This window comes from Stenotrophomonas sp. CFBP8994, from assembly GCF_034044835.1.
Taxonomy (GTDB): domain Bacteria; phylum Pseudomonadota; class Gammaproteobacteria; order Xanthomonadales; family Xanthomonadaceae; genus Stenotrophomonas; species Stenotrophomonas rhizophila_A.
Genome location: NZ_JAXCWT010000002.1, coordinates 76,326 through 103,134, shown reverse-complemented (window position 1 = coordinate 103,134; position 26,809 = coordinate 76,326). Strand labels below are relative to the sequence as shown.

Below are 26,809 nucleotides of genomic sequence, written 5' to 3'. Positions count from 1 at the left end.
GCCAATTAATACTGAGGTGAAACCTAAAACATTCATCGAAGAGTCAGTTTATCGGCCCGCAATGAACCAATTCAGCTTATTCAACGTGATTCACGTCTCAATGCGCCTCATCCCAGTTATCCCCGACCCCGGCATCCACCACCAGCGGGACGCGTAATTGAGCTGAAGACGACATCAGCTCGACCACCTGCGCGCGCAAGGTTTCCAGAAACTCGCTTTCGGTTTCGAATACCAGTTCATCGTGCACCTGCAGAATCATCCGGGCGCGGCCACCCTGGCCCTGCAGCCAGTCGTCCACCTTCACCATGGCCCGTTTGATGATGTCCGCGGCGGTGCCCTGCATGGGCGCATTGATCGCCGCGCGCTCGGCGCCGGCGCGCAGGCCCTGGTTGCGCGCGTGAATATCATTCAGATACAGCCGGCGGCCTTCGATGGTTTCCACATACCCCTGGTCGCGGGCCTGCTGGCGCATGCGCTCCATGAAGTCGCGCACGCCCGGGTAGCGGCTGAAGTACAGCGCCACGTAATCCTGCGCCTGGCCCCGGTCGATGCCCAGGTTACGGGCCAGCCCGAACGCGCTCATGCCGTACATCAGGCCGAAGTTGATGGCCTTGGCGGCGCGGCGCTCGTTCGGGGTGACCTCGTCCAGCGCGCGGCTGAATACCTCGGCCGCCGTGGCACGGTGCACATCGACGCCCTGTTCGAACGCGCGCACCAGGCCCGGGTCCTCGGACAGGTGGGCCATGATCCGCAGCTCGATCTGCGAGTAATCGCAGGCCAGCAGCTTGTGCCCCGGCGGGGCCACGAAGGCGCGGCGGATGCGGCGGCCGTCCTCGGTGCGGATCGGGATGTTCTGCAGGTTCGGGTCCGACGAGGACAGCCGGCCGGTGGCCGCGCCGGACTGGTGGTAGCTGGTGTGGACCCGGCCGGTGTCGGGGTTGACCATCTCTGGCAGCTTGTCGGTGTAGGTGCTGCGCAGCTTGGCCAGCCCGCGGTACTCCAGGATCACCCGCGGCAGCTCGTGCTGTTCGGCGATCGCCTCCAGCGCCTCTTCGTTGGTGCTGGGCTGGCCTTTGGGGGTCTTCACCAGCGCGGGCAGCTTCAGCTCGTCGAACAGCACTGCCTGCAGCTGTTTGGGCGAGTCCAGGCTGAAGGTGCGCCCGGCCAGTTCGGTGGCCTTCTGCTGGGCGGCCAGCATGCGCGCGCCCAGGTCCTGGCTCTGCCGGCGCAGCTCGGCGCTGTCGATGTACACGCCGTTGGCTTCGATCCGGGCCAGCACCGGCACCAGCGGCATCTCGATGCTGCGGTACACGTTGTCCAGCGCGGCCGATTCCAGCAGCTGCGGGTGCAGCACGCGGTGCAGGCGCAGGGTGATGTCGGCATCTTCGGCCGCGTAGCGGCTGGCTTCGTCCAGCCCCACCTGGGAGAACGGAATCTGCTTGGCCCCCTTGCCGGCGACGTCCTCGAACTTGATCGTGGTGTAGCCGAGGTAGCGCATCGCCAGCGAATCCATGTCGTGGCGGGTGGCGGTGGAATTGAGCACGAAGCTCTCGAGCATGGTGTCGTCGTGGTAGCCCTGCACGTCCACGCCGTGGCGGCGCAGCACGTGCAGGTCGTACTTGCCGTGCTGGCCAAGCTTCTTCTTGTCGGGGTTCTCCAGCACCGGGCGCAGCGCGTCCAGCACCTGCTGGCGCGGCAGCTGGGCAGGAGCGCCGGGGTAGTCATGGCCGACCGGAATATAGGCCGCACGGCCCGGCTCGACCGCCAGGCTGATGCCGACCAGGTTGGCGCGCATGGCATCGAGCGCGTCGGTCTCGGTGTCGAAGGCGATCAGCTCGGCCGCCTCGGCGCGGGCCACCCAGGCCTGCAGCTGTTCGGGGGTGAGCACGGTTTCGTATTCGCCCGGGGCCGACAGGGCCGCATCCAGGGCCGGCGCCGGCTCGCTGGCCGCGCCGCGCGCGTAGCCGGCGGCGGTGCCGCGCAGGCTCACCGGCGCGTCGCTGGCTGCCGCCGGGGCCGGGACCGGGCCACCCAGCTCCTTCAGCGCCTGGGTGAAGCCGTAGCGCAGGTACAGCTCGCCCAGGGCGGGCACGTCCGGGTCGCGCAGCGCCAGGGTCTGCGGGGTGGCGTCCAGCGCCACGTCGGTGCGGATGGTGACCAGTTCGCGGTTCAGCGGCAGGCGCTCCAGCGCGGCACGCAGGTTTTCGCCGATCTTGCCCTTCATGCCAGGCGCTGCGGCCATCACCCCGTCCAGGGTCTGGTACTCGGCCAGCCACTTGGCGGCCGTCTTGGGGCCGCACTTCTCCACGCCGGGCACGTTGTCCACGGCGTCGCCCATCAGCGCCAGCAGGTCGACGATCTGGTCGGCGCGCACGCCGAACTTGTCCATCACGGTAGCGTCCGAATCCATGCGGCTGCCGGTCATGGTGTTGACCAGCTCGATGCCCGGGCGGACCAGCTGGGCGAAGTCCTTGTCGCCGGTGGAGATGGTGACGGTCATCCCGTCGCGGTGGCCCTGCAGCGCCAGCGTGCCGATCACATCGTCGGCTTCCACGCCCGGAATGCGCAGGATGGTCAGGCCCAGCGCCTCGACGATCTGGCACATCGGCTCGATCTGCGGGCGCAGGTCGTCGGGCATCGGCGGCCGGTTGGCCTTGTAGTCGGCGTACAGGTCGTCACGGAAGGTCTTGCCCGGCGCGTCGACCACGAAGGCCACGTACTCGGGGCGCTCCTTCAGGGTGGCGCGCAGCATGTTGACCACACCGAACAGCGCGCCGGTGGGTTCACCGGCAGCGTTGGTCAGCGGCGGAAGCGCGTGGAACGCGCGATACAGGTAACTGGACCCGTCAATCAGGACTAATCGGCTCATGCGACGATTCTACGCGCCCCGCTGGGGCCATTCCCGGCACCGGCATCACGGGGCATCGGGCATAATCCAGACTCCCCCGACCCAGGAACCGTGGCCCATGAAAACTCTGCTGCTGGCTGGACTGCTTGTGCTGGCGGGTTGTGCCACCACCGGCGGCGGCGCTGGCGTGCCCCCGGTCGATGTGCGGGGCGCCGATATCGCCAAGCGCGTGATGGACAACGGCGATGTGATCGAGGAGTACCGGGTCAGTGGCCAGTTGCGCATGGTCAAGGTCACACCCTCGCGTGGTGCGCCGTACTACATGTACGAAGGCAGCCAGCACGGCGGCGTGGACCGGAGCAAGGATGGCACCTCGCCGGTGTACTGGAAGCTCTACAGCTGGTGAGTTGGCCCTGCCGTACCCGATGACGACTCCTGAACGACGCAAACCCATCGACCCCGCCGCCCTGCGTGCGGGGCTGAATGACGAGCAGCGCCAAGCCGTGGACACCCTGGAGCATTTCGGCTGGTCGCTGCGCTTCGTGCGCCGGCCGCTGTTCCGCGACCCGATCCCGGTGCTGTTTGACCGGGCCGGGGAACGCTACGTGGTGGTGCAGCCCAACGGCAGCCTGGACGAGTCGATGGCGTTGAAGCTGCGCCCTTAGATCACCGGATGACCAGCACCGGCACGGTGCTGCGTGCGAGCACTTCGGCGGTCTGGCTGCCGAGCAGGACCCGGGTCACGCCGCGGCGGCCGTGCGAGGTCATCACGATCAGGTCGCTGTTGCGTTCCATGGCCGTGTCGATGATGCCGTCGGCGGCATAGCGGTCCAGCACGTGCACGGTGGTGGCGCGCAGGCCCTGCGCTTCGCAGGCGGCCTTGGCCGGCGCCAGCACTTTCTCTGCGGTCTCTTCGCGGTCGGCCTTGTACTCAGGGCTGTTCATGTAGCCCACGCTCCAGCCCATGGCGTCATACATGCCGACGGCCCAAGGCTCGGAGACAGTGACGATATCGATTTCGGCGTTGAGGTCGCGGGCCAGTTCCAGCCCCTTGAGCAGGCCCTTTTCGGACAGCTCGGAGCCATCGGTGGCAATCAGGATCCGCTTGTACATGGCACGCTCCTTGGCTAAGGCAGTGGGGACACCATTGCACACCCGGCGTGGAGAGCGTGCCTTGAGGCGGATCAATCCGGGCGGTCAGCCGGGGCGCGGAGCATGGCCTGCGCGGCGTTGGTGAGTTCCTGCCGGACCCTCGCCGCGCGGTCGGGATCGGCCTGCACCCAGTCGGCGATCTGCGCCGGATCGAACCGTGCCAGCAGGGCGTCGCGGCGGCGGAGCAGGTGTGCGGCCAGCTCGTCTGCCGTGGGCCACGCCGGCGCCGCCCCGCCAGGGCCTTCCGGCCAGTGGCGCTCGATGACGGCGGCGAGCGCAGGCAACGGCAGCCGTTCCAAGCGGTAACCCATTTCCAGCAGCGTGTCGGACACGTCGGGATCAAGCACGACAGGTGGCCGGAACAAGGCAGCGATGCTGTCGGACTGGAACCCGTAGGGCCACGCAGTGAGGTCGTGCAGGGGTCCGGAATCGCCGCACATCGCGTCGAAATGGCCGACGTTGACTACATATGCCAAGGGAATGGGGAACAATGACGGGGGTCGTTGGGCGATGGCCACCGCTTGGCTGGCCGCTTTGGGCAGCATCGCGCCCGTCTGGAGGTCGCGGAACCCGAGCGGCCCGCAGGCGCCGAAATCCAGCGACATGCCCACCCGCACCCCGTTCCGGAGGGTGTAGCCGAAGTTCTCCAGCCGGTAGTTGAGCTGGTCCCAGTTGCACAACCAGCGCGAGGCGATGAAATGACGCAGCTGTTCGCAGCGCAGCGGTCGCGGCAGCAGGCGGTTCATCGCGTCCAGCGCGTTGAACCGGCGCTGGTCGTTGGCGGCATGCTGTTGGGCGTCCTCGCCGCGCAGTGCCCACCACTCGATCCCGGCGTCGTTCAGCAGCCTGGTGTTGTCGGATACGGCCTGCGCATGGTCGGCCCGTAGCGCCTCGTAGGTGCTGCGCGCTGAAGGGTCCGCTGCCGCGACCAGCGCTGCGGCCGCGTCACTCATCAGGAAATCGCCCAGGTCCTGGAAGTCCGCCTCGAAGCGTGAGCCGACATGCCGGGACCCGGTCGGCAGGCCCTCGACGGCCGCCACCAGCCCGGTGTCGGGAGCGACCAGCCCGGTGAGCTGGAACAGTTTGCCCAGCGTGACTTCCATGGCGCTGCAGGTGGCGTCGGCCGTTGCCTTCACCCGCCAGCACTCGTCGCCCCGGGTGACGATCATGGCCGGCTGGCTGCCCGCTCCCCGCCAGGGCCGCGCTGGACAGTCGGCCAGATCGAGCATCTGCGGCACCCGGGCCGGTGCGTTGTGCAGATGTAACACCACCAACGCCGGCAGCGACCGGCGCGGCGTGCGGGCCGGCTCTGGAATGCCGGCAAGGGAAGGAAGCGAAGAGGTCCGCTGGATCGCGCTGGTGATCAAGGCCCGTGCCACGGCTGGAGTGGGCACGGACACTATCAGTGTTCGGCCCGCCCGCCGCTCGGACTGGTTGCAAAGCTCACTGCGGAAGGGGCGAACGCCGGCGCGGCGGACGTGTGCGGGTCAGCACCAGCGCTACCGCCGCGACCGCCGCGGCAGTCACCCAGAAGCCCCACCCCTGCAGCAGCAGATCACGCGCGGCACTGGGCGGGGTGCAGCGCATCCGCAGCAGGTCCAGGCTGCCGCCGCTGTCCAGGCAGGCGGCAGCATGTTCGAACAGGGCCAGCACCGGTGCCGCCCAGCCCGCCGACAGCGTCAGCGCGACCAGTGCAGCCATCAGGTACGGGATTCCCTTGTTCATGTGTGTGCTCCCAGCAGACAGCGCCAGACTCTGGGCGCCTGCCCGGGAGGCCACAAGGAGCACGCGACGAACCATGTGAAATCCGGGATGAGTCGCGTTTCACCGGGAACGAAGCGGACGCGCCGGGGCGGGAATGACCGCTTCCGGCGCGCGCTGAGGTCCGGGTCAGCGGCTGACTTGGACCCGCCAGCCCTGCCCGGCCTGCGTCCAGTCGAACTCCACGGGCAGGAATTTTTCGATCAGCCGCGCATTGCTGGCCAGGTGCTCGCTGATCACATGGGTGGTGAAACTGCCGGCACCGGCCAGCGCCATCGGCAGCAGGAGCTGGTCGGACAGGTGTTCGCCTACGCAGCCTTCGCCCTGCAGGTAGCGCTCCACCGCATCGGCCAGTCGCGCACCGACCTGCTCGGCCGACAGCCCACGTTCGCCGTGCCCGCTGAACACTTCCACGTGGGTGTCGTGGCGCACCTGCACCAGCGCCACGTTGCCGGGCCCCAGCGCCGGACGCACGACATGGACGTGGCGCGGATGCGCTTCCACGCCGAGGCGGTCGGCCAGTACCTGCAGCTCGCGCTGGCCGATGCTGGCCGGCAGTCCCGACATCAACACTTTTGCCTCCACCGACGCCAGCGCGCCGCGCGCGTCGAAGGCGATGTGCTTCAGCGTCGTGCACGGCGACACCTGTACCTCCAGCATGCCGCCACCGGCAGGGTGGAACCCGTGCTGGCCCAGGGCGAAATCCACCGCCACGCCCATCTTCGCCAGCGCGGGGAGGTAGGCAGCGGAAATGAAGTCCGCGCTGGGCGCCAGTGGGTTGTGCGTGCCACCTTCCAGACGCAGCCGCGATGGCGACGCCGCCTGCCAGAGCGCGGGCAGCACCGTCTGCAGCACCAGCGTGGCCGAGCCTGCGCTGCCGGTGGCGAAATGGTAGTCGCCACCCTGCACCGTGCCCGGCTCGAACCGCAGCGCGGTCGCTCCCAGTTCCGCGCCGTGCACCGCGGCATTGCCCACTGCGGCCGCCGCGTTCACGGCGGTGAGATGCTGGCGCATCAATCCGGGGCGGCGACGGCGCCCGCGGATATTCTGCATGCTGAAGCCGGTGCCGGTGCACAGGGCCAGCGTAAGTGCCGACCTAAGCAGCTGGCCTCCGCCTTCGGTTCCGTCCAGTTCGATCATGTCCACGTCCGTTTCCTTTTCCTTGCGGTAACTCAACCCTTTACGCAGACCACCTGGCGCAGGGTATGCACGATCTCCACCAGGTCACGCTGCGCCTCCATCACCGCCTCGATCGACTTGTAGGCTGCGGGCGACTCATCCACCACCTCCGCATCCTTGCGGCACTCCACGTGCGCCGTTGCCTTGGCGTGGTCGTCCACGCTGATCAGCTTGCGCGCCTGGGTGCGGCTCATCACGCGACCGGCTCCGTGGCTGCAGCTGTGGAAGCTTTCCTCGTTGCCCAGGCCGCGCACGATGAAGCTCTTGGCGCCCATGCTGCCCGGGATGATGCCCAGCTCCCCCTTGCGTGCGCTCACCGCGCCCTTGCGGGTCACGAACACGTCCTTGCCGTAGTGGTGCTCGCGACTGACATAGTTGTGGTGGCAGTTGACCGCCTCGGCCGCCGCTTCAAACGGCTTGGTGATCACCGTACGCGCCGCCGCCACCACGTTGCGCATCATGATCTCGCGGTTCATGCGTGCGAAGCGCTGCGCCCAGTCCACCGCGAACACATAGTCGCCGTAGTGCTGGCTTCCTTCCGGCAGGTACGCAAGGTCCTGGTCCGGCAGGTTGATCATCCAGCGACGCATCTCCTGCTTGGCAAGTTCGATGAAGTAGGTACCAATGGCATTGCCCACCCCACGCGAACCAGAGTGCAACATGAACCACACCCGCTGGTCCTGGTCCAGGCAGACTTCGACGAAGTGGTTGCCGGTACCGAGCGTGCCCAGGTGCTTGAGGTTATTGGTGTTCTTCAGCTTCGGGTGGCGCTCGCAGATCAGGGCGAAGTCCTGCACCAGCTGCGACCAGCCCTCGACCGCCAGTTCCGGCGGCGTATCCCAGCTGCCTTTGTCGCGCCCACGACCCACGCTGCGGCCGTGCGGCACCGCGCGCTCGATGGCAGTACGCAGCCCCGCCAGGTTGTCGGGCAGGTCGCTGGCAGTGAGGGTGGTACGGGTAGCGATCATGCCGCAACCGATGTCCACGCCAACGGCGGCCGGCACGATCGCGCCGATGGTCGGCACCACCGAACCCACCGTCGCGCCCTTGCCAAGGTGCACGTCGGGCATCACCGCGATCCAGCGGTGGATGAAGGGCAGGCGCGCGATGTTCTGCAGCTGCTCGCGCGCTGCATCTTCCAGCGGTACGCCGCGCGTCCACAGGCGGATCGGCACCGCGCCCGGCTCCTGGATGACATCGTGATTGTGAGTGGTGTGGTTCATGCGTTCGTCCTTTGCATCAAGAATAAGGTGCAGTGACAAGAAGGGCGGGAACCTTCGCCTTCCACCCTGCGGTGGACGACGCCGGGGGTCGAACCCGGGCCCGAAGGCAATCCATGTAGTTCCAGCAGCATTCACTGCGTGAAGCGGGTGCCGGCGCTGCGACAAAAGTGGGGGAACGTCCTGCTCTACCCCTGAGCTACCGTCGTGTTGCCACGACGAGCGGGATTCGAACCCGCGACCTGGAGCGTGAAAGGCTGTAGTTCCCCCGGCATTCGCAATGCCGGCATTGAAGCGATGGTTCCTGGGCCCTGCCCGGCTGGCCCCATTGCCAGCCGGGCAATCCCTGGCGACGTCCTGTCGCCTTACAAGGCCGTGTCCTGGATGCGCTGCACCCAGCCAAGGCCTGCGTCCTTGGCGGCGGCGACCTGCCCCAGTAGGTCGAACACCGCATCACTGAATCCACCGATGTGCAGCACGTCCTCGCGCTGCACGGTCTGGCTGCTGGCCACCGGCTGCAGGTCGATACAGACCAGCTGCGCCTGCGGGCAACGCTGCTTCAGCGTGGCCCACTCGCGCATGGTTTCCGTCGCCCCGTCGCGGCGGGTGTCGCGCCAGCTTTCGTTGTCCGACACGAGCACCAGCAGATCCACCTGCGCGCGCTGGGCATTGAGGTAACGCAGCGGCGCACTGACCGAGGTGCCACCGCCATTGATGGCCAGCTGGCGGGCCAGGGTCATCACGCTGTCGCGCGGGTTCAGCCGGATCGGCCGCACCTCGGTATCGAACGGCAACACCTGTGCCCGTGGCTGTCCGCGCAACACGCATGCGGCGATCAATGCCGCCACGTCCACGCAGGTGACCGCGGTGGAGGCGCCCTTGCGGTAGCCGGTCACCGGCACCTGCATCGAGCCGGACACGTCCACCGCCACCACCACCCGGCCCGGCAGCACCGGTACAGATGCCGTGGCGATCTCCATGGCGTCCTGCAACGCGTCCAGGATCGGCAGCGGCAGCCCGCCTGCGGCGCGGTAGGCCATCATCAGCTGGTAAGGCAACACCCGGGCGCGGCGGACCTGTGCGGGGTCGCGGAGGCGTGCGGCCACCTCCTGCACCATCGCCTCGTCCTGGAACACCCCGTGCCGCGCGAACGTGTTGAGGTTCATGCGCAACGACTGCCAGGAGGCATTGCGGGCCAGCATCGACCATTGGGCAACATCCAGCTCCAGCGTGCTGTAGTACTGGAACGGCAGGTCCGGCGGCATGCCAAGCGGCGCGCGCTTGAAGGCCTCATAGGCCTGCAGAAGCGGCGGCAGCCGCGACGGCTCGTACGGACGCCCCACCACCCAGGCATACAACGCCTCACGCTGGGCATTCGCCGGCTTCGGGTGGACCATGCGGATGATGTCAGCCAGCGACGGCTGGTTGCCGATCGCGGCGCGCACCACGGTCTCCGCCGATGCCTGCCGCAACCACTGGCGCACCAGGCGCTTGGGCAGCGAGCCGAGCGACCGACGGCCCACCTGGCCGCTGCGCATGATCTGCACGAACGTGCGCAGCTGGCGGCCGTTGTCCACCACCTTCGGGAACGCCAGCGCGAAGGCCTCCGGGTCACGCAGGCTGAGCATGGCCAGCAGCAGCACCGGCATGTCCTTCATGTGCGCGACCTGGCGGGCGTACACCGCGGTGCGGGCCACGAAACGCGGTTCGACCTGTGCACTCAGCGCCAGCACCTGCTGCAGCTGCGCCTGGGCATCGCTGTAGAAGGTGCTGTTGAGGCAGCCGGTGCCCGCGTACAACGCCAGCGCCGCACGCGGGTCGCGGCGGTAGGCAGTGCCGCCGGCGTCGTTGAGCGCGTCTGCCGGCGGCAGCACGGCGCTGCGCATCCGGGAGAACAGGGAGAAGTTGGCCATGAGGTGAGGGTCCTGGGCGGGAACGGCCCGCGTCGTGTCTTGCAGGGAATAGAGCAATGGCCGTGCCAACTTTCACCGCGCGTACTCACGCCTTTGATTTATGGAGCTTTTCGTGATTTTTTCTAATCTTGAGCACGACCCCTTGCCGCCACATTGATATAGTTGTCGCGCGCAATGTATATGGATGTATCAATGAAAAAGCGGCAGGTGGTTTTTGGCATGCTCGGCACCCAGCTCGACGCCGGCACCGGCCCGGTGCGCTGGCAGAAATGGCGCCCCACGGTGGCCCTGGGGATGCACGAGGACTTCGTGCCGGATCGGATCGAGCTGCTGCTGGACGAGCGCCGCTTCGCCAAGCTGGCCGAACAGGTCTGCGAAGACCTGCAGCGCGTGGCCCCGTCCACCGAGGTACGCCGGCATGACATCTACATGGCCGACCCGTGGGAGTTCGAGGGCGTGTATGCCTGCCTGCATGACCTGCTGGCCGGATATCGGTTCGCGCCGGAGGAGGAGGACTACTTCATCCACATCACCACCGGCACCCATGTCAGCCAGATCTGCTGGTTCCTGCTGACCGAAAGCCGGCACTTTCCCGGCCGGCTGCTGCAGACCTCGCCGCCGCGAAAACAGGCGGTGGGCGACCCCGGAACGTACGCGCTGATCGACCTGGACCTGTCGCGCTATGACCGCATCGCGCAGCGTTTCGCCCAGCAGCAGCTGCACGACCGCGACTTGCTGAAGGGTGGTATCGCCACCCGCAACAGCGCGTTCAACCGGATGATCGAACAGATCGAAACGGTGGCTTCGCGCTCACGCGCACCGATGCTGCTGATGGGCCCCACGGGCGCCGGCAAGAGCCAGCTGGCCAAGCGCGTGTTCGAGCTGAAGAAGCACAAGCACCACCTGCCGGGCCGGTTCATCGAGGTGAACTGCGCCACCCTGCGCGGCGACGGCGCGATGAGCACGCTGTTCGGGCACACCAAGGGCGCCTATACCGGCGCGTCCAGTGATCGCGCCGGCCTGCTGCGCTCAGCGCACCAGGGTCTGCTGTTCCTGGATGAGATCGGCGAACTCGGCCAGGACGAACAGGCGATGCTGCTGCGTGCGCTGGAAGAGAAGCGGTTCCTGCCGGTCGGCAGCGACCGCGAAGTGGAGAGCGACTTCCAGCTGATTGCCGGTACCAACCGCGACCTGCAGCAGGCAGTACTCGCAGGCCGCTTCCGCGAGGACCTGCTGGCGCGCCTGAACCTGTGGACGTACCGGCTGCCGGGCCTTGCCCAGCGGCGCGAGGACATCGAACCCAATCTGGAGTTCGAGCTGGAGCGCTGGTCGCGTGAACAGCACGAGCGGGTGCGCTTCAATGTCGAAGCGCGCACGCGCTACCTGGCGTTCGCCACCAGCCCGGAGGCCGAATGGCGTGGCAACTTCCGTGACCTCGGCGCATCGCTGATGCGGCTGGCCACGCTGGCTAGCGCCGGCCGCATCCAGACCGAAGGCGTGGACGAGGAAATCGCACGGCTGCGCGCGCAGTGGACCGACGGCACCGGGCTCTCGCCGCTGCATGCGCTGCTGGGCGAAGCGGTCAACGAACTGGACCGCTTCGACCGGGTCCAGCTCGAAGACGTAGTACGGGTCTGCGCCCGGGCCAGATCATTGTCGGCCGCCGGGCGCGAGCTGTTCGCGGTGTCACGCACGCAGCGGGCCAGCACCAATGATGCCGACCGACTGCGCAAATATCTGGCGAAATTCGGGCTGGATTGGGAAACCGTGAGCGGAGGTTCGCCTCAGGCGATCTGAACCACACGCGCGCCCTGGCACAGCGGGTAGGTGGCCACCAGCTCGGCGATGCGCTCGGCCATGGTGTCGAACGAAGCGCCATACAGGTACAGCGCGGTTTCGCTCGGGCCCTGCCACCAGCTGCAGACTTCGCCGTGGCCGTCGATGCGTTCCACAATCTGGTCGAACACATAGTTCGAATCGCACTGCTCGTAGACCTCGTCGGGCAGGTCGGTGCCGTTGAGGTACAGGCCCAGGCCTTCGGTGATGCCGAACGAAAGGTCGGGCTCGCCTTCGCGCTGGATCAGCGAACCCTTGGGGGCGCCGAGCTGTTCGAGCAGTTCGATGACGGTCGGCAATGCGGCCGCGTCATGCAGCTGGATTTCCAGGTCGCCGTATTCCACCTCGCCCTCTTCGGTCATCGCGGTGCCACCCCCCATGATTTCGCCGATGCCGGCTGCTTCAAGCATCGCCTCGAGCGGGTCTTCGAACAGCTGCAGGCGGTGCTCGGGCTGGAGCCGGGCATTGAGTTTGACGTTGATGGCGACGGGGGTGGTGGACATGGGGATACCTGGAATCTGGTGGGAAATTGTAGCGCCACGCCCTGCGTGGCCCTACAGGTGCGGAACTACCTTCTTTTTCAGCAGCTCCACCAGCTCCGACTGCATGAAGTCGTAGTCATCGGGAATGTCGAGGCAGATCACCCGTTTCCCGTTCAACCACTGCCGGTGCCGGCTGGCCAGCCGCGTGCGGTGCGCCGGCTCCATCACGAAGATGACATCCGCCCACTGCAGCAGCTCGGGGCTGACCGGCACATCCGCATCGGCGAGCACGCCGGCCGAGGCGGTTTCCACGCCCGGCCAGTCGGCGAACACCTGCTCGGCCGTGGGGCTGCGCAGGCGATTCTGGCTGCAGAGGAAGAGCACATGGCGGGTCATCCGTGACACGCCCGCTTAGATCACGGTGAGGTTGGCGTAGGCCATCACCAGCCACTTGCTGCCGGCCTCGGCGAACTCTACCTGCACGCGCGCGTGCGCGCCGCTGCCTTCGTAGTCGGTGACCATGCCTTCGCCGAACTTTGCATGGGTGACCATCGCGCCCAGCTTGAGCGGCGGCGCTTCCATCGCGGCGTGGCCGGCCGGGCGGCTGGCGCCGAGCGAGGCGCCCCGCGAGACCTGCACCTTGGGGCGCACTTCGTTCAGCAGCTCACGCGGGATCTCGCGCAGGAAGCGCGAAGGCACGTTGTAGTTTTCCTGGCCGTGGATGCGGCGCGATTCGGCGTAGCTGAGCACCAGCTTCTGGCGCGCGCGGGTGATGCCCACGTACGCCAGGCGGCGCTCCTCTTCCAACCGGCCGCTTTCTTCCAGCGAACGCGCGCTGGGGAACAGGCCGTCTTCCATGCCGGCCAGGAACACCAGCGGGAATTCCAGGCCCTTGGCCGAATGCAGGGTCATCAGCTGCACCCCCTCTTCGCCCGCCTGGGCCTGGCCTTCGCCGGCTTCCAGCGAGGCGTAGGACAGGAAGGCGACCAGCTCACTCATGTTTTCCGCGCCTTCCTCGACGTCGTCCTCGCGCCGGGTGAAGCGCGAGGCCACCGAGACCAGTTCGTCCAGGTTGTCCGCGCGCGATTCCGAATCCAGCGCGTTGCGGCTTTCCTTCGACCAGTGTTCGCGCAGGCCGGAACGGATCAGCACATGGTCGATGCGTTCGGCCAGCGTCATCTCGCCGGCTTCATGGTGCAGCTGGTTCACCAGGCTGAGGAAACCAGCCAGCGCGTTGCGCGCGCGGGCGGCCAGCTCGTTGCCCTGGGTAGTCAGCATGGTGGCTTCCCACAGCGAGATCGCCTGGTGGCGCGCCAACCGGCGCACTTCATCCAGGGTGCGGTCGCCGATGCCACGCGTGGGCGTGTTGACCGCGCGCTCGAAGGCGGCGTCGTCGTTGCGGTTGGTCATCAGCCGCAGGTACGCCAGCGCATCCTTGATTTCGGCACGCTCGAAGAAGCGCATGCCGCCGTACACACGGTACGGCACCTGCTCGGAGAGCAGCGCTTCTTCAAAGGCCCGCGACTGCGCGTTGCTGCGGTAGAGCACGGCGGCGTCACCGTAACTGCCACCGTCGCGAACCCACTGCCGTGCGCGCTCGACCACGTAACGCGCCTCGTCCATTTCGTTGTAGGCCGCGTACAGGTCGATGGGGTCGCCATCGCCGCTGTCGGTCCACAGCTCCTTGCCGATCCGGTCCGGGTTGTGCGCGATCACCGCATTGGCCGCGCCCAGGATGTTGGCGCTGGAGCGGTAGTTCTGCTCCAGGCGTACGGTCTGCGCGCCCGGGAAATCCTTCAGGAAGCGCTGTACGTTCTCGACCTTGGCGCCGCGCCAGCCGTAGATGGCCTGGTCGTCGTCGCCGACCACGAACACGTGGCCGCTGTCGCCGGCCAACACGCGCACGAAGGCATACTGGATGGCGTTGGTGTCCTGGAACTCGTCCACCAGGATCTCGCGGAAACGCGAGCGGTAGTGGGCCAGCAGCGCCGGGTTGTCTCGCAGCAGTTCGTGCGCGCGCAGCAGCAGCTCGGCAAAGTCGACCAGGCCGGCGCGGTCGCAGCGTTCCTGGTAGGCCGCGTAGGCCTGGCGCATGGTTTCCAGCCAGGCATCGTTCGGCTCGGGCTGGATGTGCTGCGGGCGGCGGCCTTCGTCCTTCTGCTCGTTGATCCACCAGGCGATCTGCTTGGGCGGATGCTTGCTGTCGTCGATTTCCAGCTGCTGCACCACGCGCTTGACCAGCCGCAGCTGGTCGTCCGAATCCAGCACCTGGAAACTGTCGGGCAGCTTGGCTTCCTGGTAGTGCAGGCGCAGCAGGCGATGGGCCAGGCCGTGGAAGGTGCCGATCCACGCGCCGCGGCTGCCCTGCGGCAGCTGCACGTCGATGCGGTGGCGCATTTCGCCGGCGGCCTTGTTGGTGAAGGTCACCGCAAAAATGCCGTGCATGGGCACGCCGCAGACTTCGTTGAGCCAGGCGATGCGGTGGATCAGTACGCGGGTCTTGCCGGAACCGGCACCGGCAAGCACCAGATGGTGGCCGGGCGGGGCGGACACAGCTTCGCGCTGAGCGGGGTTGAGCCCGTCGAGCAGGTGGGAGACATCCATGCGCCCATTTTACCCCGCCCGCCGCCGCACGGGGGCGGCGCGCGCAACCCGTTCACGGTAGGTCACGACCGTTGGTCTTGACGCATCAACGCAGCCATCGCGGCCTGTTGCGCCTGGGTCCGAAGCTCCGGAATGGCCAGGCTTTCCCACAAGGTGCCGATACGCAGGCTGCCGACTACCTGCACGCCCGGCTGCGGCCTGCCCTGCCCGTCCTGCAGGAAACCCGCACTGTCACTGTCCAACCCCAGCCCATGCGGGCCGGGGCGCGCATGGCCATCGGCCAGCAACTGCTGCAACAGCGGGTTGCGCATGGCCAGCGCGCGGGTTTCCACGCCGGTAGCGTTGATTACGGCGCCCACATTCAACGGCGGCAGGCCACCCGCGGCGCCGTGTGCATGCAGCTGCAGGGTGCTGTCCAGCACCAGCAGCGCATCCAGCCGCGCGCGGTGGCGCTGCAGTTGGCCCGATTCCTCCAGTTCGGCCAGCTGCGCATGTACCGTTTCGGCAATGCGGTGGCGGTGCACGTCCCAGTAGCGCACCACGTGGCGCAGGAAACGGCGCTGGTCAGCTGCATCAAGTCCCTGCCACAGCGCCTGGCCCAGTGGACGGATGCGGTCCATCACGCCCTGCCACGGAATACCCTTCGCCGCTGCGTCGCGCACATGGCCGCGCAGCGCGCGCATGCGGGCGCGCAATGGCATCGCCAGCAGCGGCTGGGGATCGAACTTGGCGATGCCGCCGTGCGCATGTGGCAGTGGCAGCAGTGCGTGCCGCGACAGCACGTGGATGCGGCCGCGATGACCCGCCGTGGCTAATGCCACCACGCTGTCGGCCATGCTCAGGCCCGAGCCGATGATGGCCACGTCGCCATCGCCGGCCAGCAGGCGCACGCCGTCGTAATCCCACGCATCCACCACGCGGCCGGGCGGCAGGGCCTCGGCACCGGGCGCGGGCAACGGGCGCATGCTGTTGCCGCAGGCCAGCACCACCTGGCGTGACTGCCATTGCTGGCCATCGGCCAGTCGCAACACGTTCCGTGGCGTGCCCGGCTGCAGCGCGATGACCGGCACGTGCACCACGTGCAGCGTCGCCGGGCTCTGCGCCTGCGCTTCTGCAAGGCGATGCTGCAGGTACGCCGCGTAATGGCGGCGCGGAACGAACGTCTCGGTCAGTACGTCGCGCGGGACGCCTGGCAGTGCATCGGCCTGCAGCAGGTAATCGACGAAATCACCCGGCTGTTCGGGCAGGCCGCTCATCTTGCCGGCCGGCACGTTGAGCAGATGCTCCGGCCACGGCGTGGCGTAGGCGATGCCTTGGGCCAGCGTGGAAGCGGGCTCGAACAGGACCACCTGCACGGGCGCGGTGGCGCTGCGCAGCGCGTTGTGCGCGACCAGCACACCGGCCGCACCGCCGCCGATGATGGCCAGGTCGGCCTGGAGCATGGGTTCGGAGTCGGTCATGGCCGCATTGTAGGACATGCGCCCGCAACGCCCCGTGCCCTACATCAGCGCATCGGCCAGCCGCGCGATACCTTCGCGGCTGCGTCGCCACGCAGGCCGCAGCCGCCACGCCTTCAGGTCGAGCTGGCGCGACTGCCGCAGGTAGTCGTCTTCGATCTCGATCAACTGTCGTACCAGCCCCCGGTCGTAGCAGAGCATGCCGATCTCGGCGTTGAGCGCGAACGAGCGGATGTCCAGGTTGATCGAGCCGACCAGCGCGATGTCCTCGTCCACGGTGAGGTGCTTGGCATGCAGGAAATGCGGTTCGTACAGCGCAACGCGCACGCCGGCGCGCAGCAGTTCGTCGTAGTACGCCTCCTGCGCCCAGGCGGTGAGGTGCTGGTTGTTGCTGGCCGACAGGATCAGCTGCACCTGCACCCCCGACAGCGCGGCGATGCGCAGCGCACTCAACGTGGCCTCGTCGGGGACGAAGTACGGCGTGACCAGCACGATGCGGCGGCGTGCCAGGTGGATCAGCGCATTCACCGCATCGCGGGCGTTGCTGAAGGGGTAGGCCGGGCCGCTGGGCAGCAGCTGGGTGGGCACGTCATCGGCGCAGACCGGCTCGACCATCATCACCTCCAGCCGCTGGCCGGTTTCCATGTACCAGTCGCTGGCGAACACCGCCTCCAGGTGGGCGACTGCGGGCCCGCGCACCCGCGCCACCAGTTCGCGGTTGGGGTAGCCGGGCACGAAGCCGGGATGGGCCAGGTTCTGCGAGCCGATGTAGCCGACCCGGTTGTCGATCACCGCGATCTTGCGGTGGTTGCGCAGGTCCATCCGCCCGCTGCGGCGCCAGCGCAGCCCGCCGGGCAGCATGGCGCGCACGTCCACGCCCAGCGCCTGCAGGCGGTGGCGGTAGCGGCGCAGGCCACGCTTGGCGCCCACCGCATCCAGCAGCAGGCGGCAGTGCACGCCGCGTGCGGCGGCGCGCTGCAGCGCCTGCACCACCGCTTCGCCCACCGCGTCGTCGAACATCAGGTAGTACAGCAGGTGCACGCGGTCGCGGGCCTGGTCGATATCGTCGATCAGCGCCTGCAGCGAGGCGTCGTAGTCGGTCAGCAGCTCCACCGCGTTGCCGTGCACGGGCATGAAGTCGCCCTGGCGCTCGATCAGCGGCACCATTTCGGCGGTGGCGGTATCGGGCACCGGGTTCCAGCGCAGCGGCGGCTGCAGCGCCTGCTCCTCGCGGATCACCTGGGAGGCCTCGGCCTGGCGCTGCACGCGCTGGCGCGACAGCCAGGGGTGGCCGAACAGCAGGTACAGCGGCAGGCCCAGCAGGGGCACGAAGCCGACCAGCAGCAGCCAGCTGCGCGCGGCGCCGGGCGTGGTGCGGCTGGGAATCCAGAACAGCGCGGCCAGCCGGATCAGCCAGTCCAGCATCAACAACCATGAACCCAGCAGCCATTCGAACAGCATCGGTTCGCCCGTTTGGGGGTGTGCCGGCATTCTGCCATGGCCGGCGTGCACGCCCCCGGAAACGAAAAAACCCGCCGTGAGGCGGGTTCTTCGTTGGCCATCGAGCAACCCCGTGAGGGATTACTTGATCTTGCCTTCCTTGTACGGGACGTGCTTGCGCACGACCGGATCGTACTTCGAGAATTCCATCTTCCCGGGGGTGTTCTTCTTGTTCTTGTCGGTCGTGTAGAAGTGACCGGTACCGGCGGTCGAAATCATACGGACCTTATCGCGCTTGCCTGCCATGATCGTCTACTCCTCAGACCTTTTCGCCGCGCGCACGCAGCTCAGCCAGAACGGAATCGATGCCGTTCTTGTCGATGGTGCGCAGTGCATGCGCGGAAACACGAAGCTTGACCCAGCGGTTTTCGCTGGCGACCCAGAAGCGGCGCTCGTGCAGGTTGGGCAGGAAACGACGACGGGTCTTGTTGTTGGCGTGCGAGACGTTGTTACCCGTCTGCACTCGCTTGCCGGAAACTTGGCATACGCGGGACATTGCGCACCTCGATGAAAGTATGTGTCAGCCCATAGCCCGGGCGACGGCGGCCTCGACGGTTTCCCGCCACACGTCATGAGAATCAAAGGGTTACGCTGACGAGGGCAGGCCGGATGACGTGTTCCCGGCCACCAATCCGGACAAATCCGGACACAGCGAGCCGCGCATTATGCACGCGCAGCCCCTGCAAGGCAAGGCTTATCCACAGCAAAACCCTGAACGGTGGCGCTCTTGCCCCTGTACCGGGGCGCGCCCGCGTGACATGATTTCACCAAGTGCTGCTGATCGGGACCCGGCGACGGGATAGTAGCGCTGCGAAGGCGGACTTGGTCCGTTCTTTCCTCAGCCATGGGCGGGATAGGCGAAAGCCAACGCGTTTCACTTTCACCGAGACCGTAATTCCAAGGCACCCCAGCGATGGGGTGCCTTTTTTATTCAGGGTCGCGGGATGCCCAGCTTGCTTGCCAACACTTTCTGGACCCGGAACAACCCCTGACCGCGCGGGAGCACCATGCCCTGCCAGTCGCGGTTGTAGGCGCTCACCACCCAGACGCGCACGCGGTTCTGCCGCTCACGTCTCGATATCCGGGTCCAGATGATGTCGCCATGGCCCAGGTCGGTGCAGAAGTACTGTTCCTGAGGCTCGCCATCCACGCTACGGACATGCCGCCGCACCGAAGCGTCGAAGAAGGGCCCACGCATGAAGGCTGCGACAGTGTGACTGAGCTGGTATCGCTTCACGCAGAAATAGCGCTCCTCGGCATGATGCGGGAAGCACGGTCCCCTGCCCTTCTGGTCGGTGAAGACATGGAAGCTGAAGCTCACGTCCACATCGACAAGGACGCCGTGCACCCTCACCTTCACCGAGAACGGATCCAGATGGCGCAGGTCATATCGGAGATTACCCGCAACGAAAGTACCGTAGGACAACGTCTGCTGCCTTGAGCGCAATTCCAGCCAGTGCTCGAGACTAGCTGCGGGTCATCGCCGCCAGGTTTGACGTACTTATCAGATTCAGGGATTGCAGCGGCGGGATAGACCCGTTCTGCACACCGCATGGAGATACTTCAATTTTCGATCATCGGATGCGTCCATGCGACTTCTCGCTGTGACCTATGGAACCGAAGGCGACACCCGGCCGCTGGTGATGTTGTGCCATGGGCTGCAAGCGGCTGGACATGAGGTAATGGTGCTGGCCGAGAGTGGCACGCTGGGCAGCGCGCAGGCGCTGGGCGTGCCGCATGCTGCGCTCGAAGGCGACATCCACGACGAGGTGGTGGCCCTGGTGTCGCGGGGCAACGACATGGCAGCGGCATCGCGCGGGCTGGCGCGGATGGCGCAGCGGCATGTGCCGGCATGGATGCGACAGGCCGACGCGGCTGCGGCCGGGTTCGACGCGGTATTGACGGGCGGGCTTGCCGCCTTCGTGGGCATGACGGTGGCCGAGCACCACGGCATACCGGTGATCGGAACCGGCATGATTCCACTCACGCCCACGCGCGCATTCGCCTCGCCCTTCCTGCCACGGCTGCGCCTCCCCGGTGTGCTCAACAAACTCAGCTACGGGCTGGTCAACGATGCCGTGTGGCGCACCTTCCGTCGCCCCATCAACCAAGCGCGGCGGGCGATGGGCATGCCGGCTCGGCGCACCCTGTGGCGTGACGTTCCAATGCTGTACGGGATTTCGCCGAGCCTGATGCCGCCGCCTGCCGACTGGCCGGCCGATCACCATGTGTGCGGGCAATGGCGTGCACCCGATGCGCCTTGGCAGCCGACGCCGGAACTGCAGGCCTTTCTCGATGAAGGCCCGCCGCCCGTATACGTCGGCTTTGGAAGCATGACGGGATTTGATCGCAACACGGTGTTGCCGGCACTGCTGCAGGCGCTGGCACCGCGGCGCGTGCTGCTGTTCCCGGGCTGGGCAGGCCTTCCAGACGGTCCGCTGCCAGCGAACGTGTTTGTCATCGGCCCTGCACCGCACGAAGCGCTGTTCCCGCGCTGTTCGCTGGTGATCCACCACGGCGGCAGCGGCACCACCCATTCGGCCTGCCGTGCGGGGGTGCCTTCATTGGTGATGCCGTTTGCGGCAGATCAGTTTTTCTGGGCGGCGCGATTGCGGGAGATCGGCGTAGCCGCCGAACCGCTGTCGCCGAAACGCCTGGACACCGGGATGTTGGGGCGTGCTATTGCCGTTGCCGAGCATGTGGACACGCGGGCACGTGCAGCTGCATTGGGACGGGCCATGGCGACGGAGGATGGTGTAGCGAAGGCCGTTCGGCTTATCGAGCAGGGGCAACGCCCGACCAACGGTCGGGCGCTACCCGGATAGCGCTACTGCCTGCGGTGCAGCCAGCGGTACAGCACCGGCAGCACCAGCAGGGTGAGCAGCGTTGATGACACGATGCCGCCGATCACCACCGTGGCCAGCGGGCGCTGGACTTCGGCACCGGCGCCGACGTTGAAGGCCATCGGCACGAAGCCGAGCGAGGCCACCAGCGCGGTCATCAGTACCGGACGCAGCCGCCCCAGCGCGCCTTCGCGTACCGCATCGGCCAGGGGCATGCCGCCCTCGCGCAGGCTGCGCACGAAGCTGATCATCACCAGGCCGTTGAGCACGGCCACGCCCGAGAGCGCGATGAAGCCGACGCCTGCGGAGATGGAGAGCGGAATGCCGCGGGCGGCCAATGCCAGCACGCCACCGGTGAGCGCCAGCGGTACACCGCTGAACACGATGGCCGCATCCTTGACCGAGCCGAACGCCCAGAACAACAGCGCGAAGATCAGGATCAGGGTGACCGGCACCACGATCGCCAGGCGCTGGCTGGCCGAGATCAGCTGCTCGAAGCTGCCGCCGTACTCGATCCAGTAGCCATCGGGCACCTGTACATCACGGTTGACCGCCTGCTGCAGGTCACTGACGAAGCTGCCCAGGTCACGATCGCGCACGTTGGCGGTGACTACGATGCGGCGCTTGCCGTTCTCGCGGTTGATCTGGTTCGGCCCCTCGCTGTTGGCCAGCGTGGCCAGCTCGCGCAGCGGCACGGTACGCGCGGTGCCGCTGGTCCAGCCGCCGCCCTGGCTGGATTCGTCGGCATCGCCTTCCAGTGCCGGGGCCAGCGATACCGGCAGGTCGGCCAGTGCGGCCGGGTCCTGGCGCAGCGCCTCGGGCAGGCGCACCACGATGTCGAAGCGGCGGTCGCCTTCGAACAGCTGCCCGGCCACCTGTCCACCCACGGCGGTGGCCACGGTGGACTGCACCTGGCCCGGGTTGAGCCCGTAGCCGGCCAGCGCGCTGCGGTTGGGAGTGACGGTGAGCAGCGGCAGGCCGCTGGTTTCCTCCACGCGCACATCCGCCGCGCCCGGCACGCTGCCGGCCACGCTGGCGATGCGCCTGCCCACCTTCAGCAACATCTCCAGGTCATCGCCGAACAGCATCACCGCCACGTCGGCGCGCACGCCGGAGATGAGCTCGTTGGTGCGCATCTGGATCGGCTGGGTGAACTCGTAGTTGTTGCCGGGCAGCTGCTCCACCGCTGCTTCCAGCTCAGCCAGCAGCGTGGCGTGCGGTTTGCGCGGGTCCGGCCAGTCCTTGCGCGGTTTCATCATGATGAAGGTGTCGGCCACCGAGGGCGGCATCGGATCGGAGGCCACTTCCGGAGTGCCGATCTTGGAAAATACTTTGCTCACCTCCGGGAACCGCACCAGCCGGTTTTCGATCAGCTTCTGCATCTCGACCGACTGGGTCAGGCTGGTGCCGGGAATGCGCATGGCATGCATGGCCACGTCGCCTTCGTCCAGGTTGGGCACGAACTCGCTGCCCAGCCGGGTGGCAAGCAGGCCGCAGCCCACCACCAGCACCAGCGCGCCACCCACCATCCAGCGCCCGCGCCGCAGCGAGAATGCCAGCAGGGGCCGGTAACGCCGGCGCACCCAGGCCATCACCCGGTTCTCCTTCTCCTGCACGTGGCCGCCCATGAACAGGGCGATGGCTGCCGGCACGAAGGTCAGCGCCAGCACCATCGCGCCGCTCAACGCGAGCACCACGGTAATGGCCATGGGGTGGAACATTTTTCCTTCCACGCCCGACAACGCGAAGATCGGCAGGTATACGGCAGTGATGATGCCCAGCCCGAACAGGCTGGGGCGGATCACTTCGGCGGTGGCGCTGGCGGTTTCGGCGAAGCGCTCTTCGCGGGTCATGTCGCGGCCGAGGGCATGCTGGCGCTCGCCGAAGCGGCGCAGGCAGTTCTCGATGATGATCACCGCGCCATCGACGATCAGGCCGAAGTCCAGCGCGCCCAGGCTCATCAGGTTCGCTGATACGCCCCCGCGCGCCATGCCGGTGAGGGTGAACAGCATCGCCAGCGGAATCACCGCCGCGGTGATCAATGCGGCGCGGAAATTTCCGAGCAGCAGGAACAGCACCACGATCACCAGCAGTGCGCCTTCCACCAGGTTCCTGGCCACGGTCTGGATGGTGCGGTCCACCAGGGTGGTGCGGTCGTAGCTGGCGGTGACGGTGACGCCGGCAGGCAGGCTGCGTTGCGCCTGTTCCAGACGCGCGGCGGCGGCCTGGGCCACATCGCGGCTGTTGGCACCGATCAGCATCACCACCGTGCCCATCACCACTTCATGGCCGTTCTGGGTGGCGGCGCCGCTGCGCAGCTCGGGGCCTTCGGCGACCTCGGCGACGTCGTGCACGTGGATCGGCACGCCTTCGCGACGTGCCAGCACGATGTTGCCGATTTCCTCCAGGTTGGCCACCTGGCCGGGAATGCGCACCAGGAACTGCTGCCCGTTGCGTTCGATGTAGCCGGCGCCGACGTTCTGGTTGTTGCTTTCCACGGCCTGGACCACGTCTTCCAGGGTGAAACCCAGCGCACGCAGGCGGGCCGGATCGGGCGTGATGTGCACCTGGCGCTGGAAGCCACCGATGGTATTGACCTCGGTCACGCCCGGCACGTTGCGCAGCTGTGGGCGGATCACCCAGTCCTGCAGCGTGCGCAGGTCGGTGGCGGTGTAGGCGCTGCCATCGGGTTTACGCGCCGCCGGATCGGCGTCGATGGTGTACATGAAGATCTCGCCCAGACCGGTGGAGATCGGCCCCAGCTGCGGGTCCAGCCCGGCCGGGATCTGCGACTTCACCTGCTGCAGGCGTTCGGCCACCTGTTGCCGCGCGAAGTAGATGTCGGTGCCGTCTTCGAACACCACCGTGACCTGCGACAGCCCATAGCGCGACAGCGAGCGTGCCTGTTCCATCCGCGGCAACCCGGCCATCACCGTTTCCACCGGGTAGGTGATGCGCTGCTCGGCCTCCAGTGGCGAGTAGCCGGGCGCGGCCGTGTTGATCTGCACCTGGACATTGGTGATGTCCGGGGTGGCGTCGATGGGCAGCTTGGTGAAGCTCCATGCACCCACGGCGATCAACGCCAGGGTCAGGCTCATCATCAGCCAGCGGTGGGCGATGGAGGCGGCAATGATGCGCTCAAGCATGGCGATGCCCTCCACGCCCGGGGATGGTTGCGTGCTCAATGCTCATGCGACGCTCCCGCCTTGCCGATGTCGGCCTTCACCACGTAGCTCTGCCCGGTGACGACTTCATCGCCGAGGGTGAGGCCCTCCAGCACTTCCACCTGGTTGGCGTCGCGCGCGCCGAGGCGCACTGGACGGGTGGTGTAGGTCTCGCCGGTGCGTACGAACACCACGTCCTTGCCTTCCATCGTCTGCAGCGCGCTGAGCGGCACCACCTGCGAAGCGGGCCGGGTGGCGACCACGATGCGCGCCTTCACCGCCGCGCCCGGCCGCCACAGGCCGTCGTCGTTGCGCAGCGTGGCGCGGGCCACGGTGCTCTGGCTGGCGGTGGCGGTGCCGGGCAGCACGCGTTCCAGCGTGGTGGCCTGGGTGACCCCGTCGGTCATCCGCGACACGGTGACCGGTACGCCGGCAGTGATGTGCTGGGTGTCGTTGCCGAAGATGTGCAGGTCCACCCACAGCGTGGACAGGTCACCGATCTCGAACAGCGGCGTGCCCTCGCCCGCCACCCCGCCGACCTGCGCCTGGCGGGCCAGCACCACGCCGCTGATGGGAGCGCTGACCGTGTAGGTGGTCAGGCTGAGGTTGCTTTCGATGCTGGCCAGTACCTGGCCGGCCGCGATGCGATCGCCGACATTGGCGCGCAGCGAGCGGATCGGGCCGGGGAAGCGGGCCATCACCTGGGCCACGCGGCCGTCGACCGGGGTCAGCAGGCCCTGCACGTCGTGTTCGTCGGCGATGGTGCCGGCGGCGACCGGGGTGACCTTGATACCGGACTGCTCGGCCATCGCCGCAGGGATGGTGGTGCTGTCCGATGCGTCGTCGTGGTCCTCACCCGCTTCGGTGTGGCCGGGTTCGCCGTGGCCGGCGTCCGGGCTGGCCGGTGCCGTGGGCGCTTCCTTGGCACAGCCGGCCAGTGCGAGCAGGCACAACAGGAGGGCGGCGATGCGCGCCGCGCGGGGGATCGAAAGGTTCATCGGCGGTCCTCCGTGGACGCGGTCGCGGTAGCGGGGGTGGCACTGGCGTGGGCAAGCAGGCCTTGGCCGGTCAGCCGTTGCAGTTCGATGAGTGCGGTCTGCGCGGCGATGGCGGCATCGAGCTGGCGCTGCCGCGCCTCGATGCGCATGGCCTGCAGCTGCGCCCACTCCATGTAGCTGATGGCACCGGCACGCCAGGCCTTTTCGGCGGCGTTCTCGGCGCGCTGCAGCTTCGGCAGTACATCGCTCGCCATGCGGGTGACTTCCAGCCGCGACGTTTCATAGCGTCCGTGCGCTTCGGCCAGGGTGGTGTACAGCTGCAGCGCGCGCGCATCGCGTTCCACCCCGTTGAGGGCGAGCTCGGCTTCGGCTGCGCGGATCTCCGGACCGGCGCGGCGCATGCTCCCCAGTGGCACGCTGAAGCCGCCGACCAGCGCGGTATCGCCGCTGTCGCGGCTGTTGCGCACGCCGACCTGCCAGCTGATGTCCGGCCGTGCCTGGGTGCGTGCCAGCTGCACCTGGGCTTCGCGCACGCGGCGTTCGCCGGCCAGCACGGCCAGTTCCGGGGTGCGCTGCAGTTCGTCGGCAAGGATATCGAAGGGTTGCAGGGCGGGCAGCTGCAGCGGGTCGCCGCTGACCACGTCGAAGCCGGGCTCGCGCTCACGCCACAGCGCCGACAGCGCGAGACGCGCGGCGCGGTCGGCCTGCATGGCGCGATCACGGTCCACTTCGGCCTGCGCCAACATCGCCTGCGCGGTCATCAGCACCGATTCGGGCGACGCGCCGGCCTGCAGGCGCATCCGGGCGGCGGCGACCGCGCGGCGACGCTGGTCGATATCGGTGTCGGCAATGGCAAGCTGCGCGCGGGCTTCTGCAATGGCGAGATAACGCTGGGCCACGGCGGCCATCAGGTCCAGCCGCGCGGTTTCGCGCTGCGGTGCCAACGCGTCGAGATTGGCCTGGGCCAGTACCCGGCGGGCATCCAGCTTGCCGCCGCGCTCCAGCACGCCGGCCAATGTGACGGTCAGTTCGGCGGCGTCGAAGCCACGGCTGCCACCGGTGCCCAGCGCATTCTCCAGCTCAACGCCGACGGTCAGTGGCGGCCCGTACGCGGCCGCCTCACGGCGCGCTTCCCAGACCGGGCGCTGGGCATCGGCCAGGCGAAGGTCGGGGTGGTAGCGGGCGACGCGGGCGATGGCCTCGTCCAGGGTCAACGCGGGGGCCGCCGCCGCTGCAACGGGCAATGCTGCTTGGGCGGAACGGGTAACAGGCGCGGTGCCCTGCGCATACGCGCACGGCACGAGCGCAATGGCAGCAACGGCTGCCAGACGCATCCACATGGGAATCTCCAGAAAGCGGTTCAGAGGTGAAGCCGCGGCAAGGCGCCGCGTGGCATCACACCGCTATCGGGGGGCGCAGCAGGCTCTCGGGTGGCTGGGCAAGCAGCTGCGCGGTCAGGCCGACCGGCACGGCGTGCGCCGGTGCGGCCGGTAGCGACCAGGCCGATGCCGCCAGCGGCAGCACGCCGCCATGACCATGGCAGTGTCCGCAATGGACCAGCGCGTGCAGCAGGCGCGCGCCGTCATCCTCGTCCGCATGGTCAGCCTCGGCAGTGGCCGCGGCCACGTCGACCGGTTCGGCATGCGACACCGCATGCGACAGACCGGCGACCCCGGCGTGCGACAGCGCATGCAGGTCGCCCAATGCCGACGCGAGCGCTCCACCGGCCGTGCCGAACAGCACCACCGCCAGCATCAGCAGGCGGACAGGCAGCGACAGGCGGTGGCGCAGGCGGGACATCATGGCCGCAGGGTAACGACGGCCGCCCCCGTTACACAATCGCAGCGGCGGC

Annotated in this window: 23 protein-coding genes and 1 tRNA gene; 4 read left to right on the top strand and 20 right to left on the bottom strand. The window is 67.7% G+C overall.

Features of this window, described 5'->3' with window-relative positions:
* Nucleotides 1–97 precede the first annotated feature (97 nt).
* Nucleotides 98–2,869, bottom strand: coding sequence for a DNA polymerase I (polA, locus tag SOM39_RS05225; RefSeq protein ID WP_320457710.1), 2,772 nt, complete (start codon nucleotides 2,867–2,869; stop codon nucleotides 98–100).
* Nucleotides 2,870–2,966: 97 nt separating this feature from the next.
* Between polA and SOM39_RS05220 the strand changes: the two genes are divergently transcribed.
* Together SOM39_RS05220 and SOM39_RS05215 are read left to right on the top strand one after the other, a co-directional pair.
* Nucleotides 2,967–3,254: a DUF2782 domain-containing protein gene (locus tag SOM39_RS05220; protein ID WP_068847828.1), complete on the top strand. Its 288-nt coding sequence runs from the start codon at nucleotides 2,967–2,969 to the stop codon at nucleotides 3,252–3,254.
* Nucleotides 3,255–3,273: 19 nt separating this feature from the next.
* The gene (locus SOM39_RS05215) at nucleotides 3,274–3,513 is read left to right on the top strand and encodes a hypothetical protein (RefSeq protein WP_320457709.1); all 240 of its coding nucleotides are present in this window, start codon (nucleotides 3,274–3,276) and stop codon (nucleotides 3,511–3,513) included.
* A 1-nt stretch (nucleotide 3,514) separates the two neighbouring features.
* Here SOM39_RS05215 and SOM39_RS05210 read toward each other — a convergent pair whose 3' ends face one another.
* The 7 genes from SOM39_RS05210 to SOM39_RS05180 form a co-directional block, all read right to left on the bottom strand.
* A complete protein-coding gene (locus SOM39_RS05210; protein WP_068847830.1) occupies nucleotides 3,515–3,961 on the bottom strand; it encodes a universal stress protein in 447 nt (148 codons plus the stop codon).
* A 71-nt stretch (nucleotides 3,962–4,032) separates the two neighbouring features.
* The gene (locus SOM39_RS05205) at nucleotides 4,033–5,394 is read right to left on the bottom strand and encodes a hypothetical protein (RefSeq protein WP_320457708.1); all 1,362 of its coding nucleotides are present in this window, start codon (nucleotides 5,392–5,394) and stop codon (nucleotides 4,033–4,035) included.
* 49 nt (nucleotides 5,395–5,443) lie between these two features.
* Complete coding sequence (locus SOM39_RS05200) at nucleotides 5,444–5,725, bottom strand: hypothetical protein (RefSeq protein WP_320457707.1); 282 nt, start codon at nucleotides 5,723–5,725, stop codon at nucleotides 5,444–5,446.
* A gap of 165 nt (nucleotides 5,726–5,890) precedes the next feature.
* Nucleotides 5,891–6,901, bottom strand: coding sequence for an RNA 3'-terminal phosphate cyclase (rtcA, locus tag SOM39_RS05195; protein WP_221414437.1), 1,011 nt, complete (start codon nucleotides 6,899–6,901; stop codon nucleotides 5,891–5,893).
* Between the two features lie 32 nt (nucleotides 6,902–6,933).
* Nucleotides 6,934–8,163, bottom strand: coding sequence for an RtcB family protein (locus SOM39_RS05190; RefSeq protein WP_093532634.1), 1,230 nt, complete (start codon nucleotides 8,161–8,163; stop codon nucleotides 6,934–6,936).
* Nucleotides 8,164–8,236: 73 nt separating this feature from the next.
* Nucleotides 8,237–8,367 (bottom strand) — tRNA-OTHER (locus SOM39_RS05185).
* Nucleotides 8,368–8,525: 158 nt separating this feature from the next.
* Nucleotides 8,526–10,073: a VWA domain-containing protein gene (locus SOM39_RS05180; RefSeq protein ID WP_093532633.1), complete on the bottom strand. Its 1,548-nt coding sequence runs from the start codon at nucleotides 10,071–10,073 to the stop codon at nucleotides 8,526–8,528.
* Nucleotides 10,074–10,265: 192 nt separating this feature from the next.
* On the opposite strand from SOM39_RS05180, the gene rtcR reads away from it, so the two are divergent.
* Nucleotides 10,266–11,870, top strand: a complete 1,605-nt coding sequence (gene rtcR, locus SOM39_RS05175; protein WP_093532632.1) for an RNA repair transcriptional activator RtcR — start codon at nucleotides 10,266–10,268, stop codon at nucleotides 11,868–11,870.
* On the opposite strand, the gene SOM39_RS05170 is transcribed toward rtcR, so the two are convergent.
* The 8 genes from SOM39_RS05170 to SOM39_RS05135 all read right to left on the bottom strand — a co-directional run bounded on the left by SOM39_RS05170 (nucleotide 11,858) and on the right by SOM39_RS05135 (nucleotide 19,378).
* Nucleotides 11,858–12,412, bottom strand: coding sequence for a hypothetical protein (locus SOM39_RS05170; protein WP_320457706.1), 555 nt, complete (start codon nucleotides 12,410–12,412; stop codon nucleotides 11,858–11,860). The two genes, rtcR and SOM39_RS05170, sit on opposite strands and share 13 nt — an antisense overlap.
* Before the next feature lie 51 nt (nucleotides 12,413–12,463).
* Nucleotides 12,464–12,787 (bottom strand): low molecular weight protein tyrosine phosphatase family protein, encoded by a 324-nt coding sequence (locus SOM39_RS05165; RefSeq protein ID WP_210131457.1) that lies wholly within the window; start codon nucleotides 12,785–12,787, stop codon nucleotides 12,464–12,466.
* A 15-nt stretch (nucleotides 12,788–12,802) separates the two neighbouring features.
* Complete coding sequence (uvrD, locus tag SOM39_RS05160; RefSeq protein ID WP_068847841.1) at nucleotides 12,803–14,995, bottom strand: DNA helicase II; 2,193 nt, start codon at nucleotides 14,993–14,995, stop codon at nucleotides 12,803–12,805.
* A gap of 62 nt (nucleotides 14,996–15,057) precedes the next feature.
* Nucleotides 15,058–16,473, bottom strand: coding sequence for an FAD/NAD(P)-binding protein (locus SOM39_RS05155; protein WP_320457705.1), 1,416 nt, complete (start codon nucleotides 16,471–16,473; stop codon nucleotides 15,058–15,060).
* 21 nt (nucleotides 16,474–16,494) lie between these two features.
* Nucleotides 16,495–17,913: a cardiolipin synthase gene (gene cls / locus SOM39_RS05150; protein ID WP_320457704.1), complete on the bottom strand. Its 1,419-nt coding sequence runs from the start codon at nucleotides 17,911–17,913 to the stop codon at nucleotides 16,495–16,497.
* A 120-nt stretch (nucleotides 17,914–18,033) separates the two neighbouring features.
* Complete coding sequence (gene rpmG / locus SOM39_RS05145) at nucleotides 18,034–18,201, bottom strand: 50S ribosomal protein L33 (protein ID WP_170272460.1); 168 nt, start codon at nucleotides 18,199–18,201, stop codon at nucleotides 18,034–18,036.
* A gap of 10 nt (nucleotides 18,202–18,211) precedes the next feature.
* Entirely contained in the window at nucleotides 18,212–18,448 is a 237-nt protein-coding gene (rpmB, locus tag SOM39_RS05140; RefSeq protein ID WP_005411638.1) for a 50S ribosomal protein L28, read from the bottom strand.
* Between the two features lie 435 nt (nucleotides 18,449–18,883).
* Nucleotides 18,884–19,378, bottom strand: coding sequence for a hypothetical protein (locus SOM39_RS05135; protein ID WP_320457703.1), 495 nt, complete (start codon nucleotides 19,376–19,378; stop codon nucleotides 18,884–18,886).
* 163 nt (nucleotides 19,379–19,541) lie between these two features.
* Between SOM39_RS05135 and SOM39_RS05130 the strand changes: the two genes are divergently transcribed.
* Nucleotides 19,542–20,777: a glycosyltransferase gene (locus SOM39_RS05130; protein WP_320458057.1), complete on the top strand. Its 1,236-nt coding sequence runs from the start codon at nucleotides 19,542–19,544 to the stop codon at nucleotides 20,775–20,777.
* Nucleotides 20,778–20,779: 2 nt separating this feature from the next.
* Here the strand turns inward: SOM39_RS05130 and SOM39_RS05125 are convergent, their stop codons facing one another.
* From SOM39_RS05125 to SOM39_RS05110, 4 genes are read right to left on the bottom strand one after another with little or no spacing between them, the layout of a single operon-like run.
* On the bottom strand, nucleotides 20,780–23,941 hold the full coding sequence (locus SOM39_RS05125) for a CusA/CzcA family heavy metal efflux RND transporter (RefSeq protein WP_320457702.1): 3,162 nt from the start codon (nucleotides 23,939–23,941) through the stop codon (nucleotides 20,780–20,782).
* Between the two features lie 35 nt (nucleotides 23,942–23,976).
* Nucleotides 23,977–24,957, bottom strand: coding sequence for an efflux RND transporter periplasmic adaptor subunit (locus tag SOM39_RS05120; protein WP_320457701.1), 981 nt, complete (start codon nucleotides 24,955–24,957; stop codon nucleotides 23,977–23,979).
* Nucleotides 24,954–26,297 (bottom strand): TolC family protein, encoded by a 1,344-nt coding sequence (locus SOM39_RS05115; protein ID WP_320457700.1) that lies wholly within the window; start codon nucleotides 26,295–26,297, stop codon nucleotides 24,954–24,956. The genes SOM39_RS05120 and SOM39_RS05115 overlap by 4 nt, the downstream gene beginning before the upstream one ends.
* A gap of 55 nt (nucleotides 26,298–26,352) precedes the next feature.
* Nucleotides 26,353–26,757: a DUF2946 family protein gene (locus SOM39_RS05110; protein ID WP_184126037.1), complete on the bottom strand. Its 405-nt coding sequence runs from the start codon at nucleotides 26,755–26,757 to the stop codon at nucleotides 26,353–26,355.
* Nucleotides 26,758–26,809 lie beyond the last annotated feature (52 nt).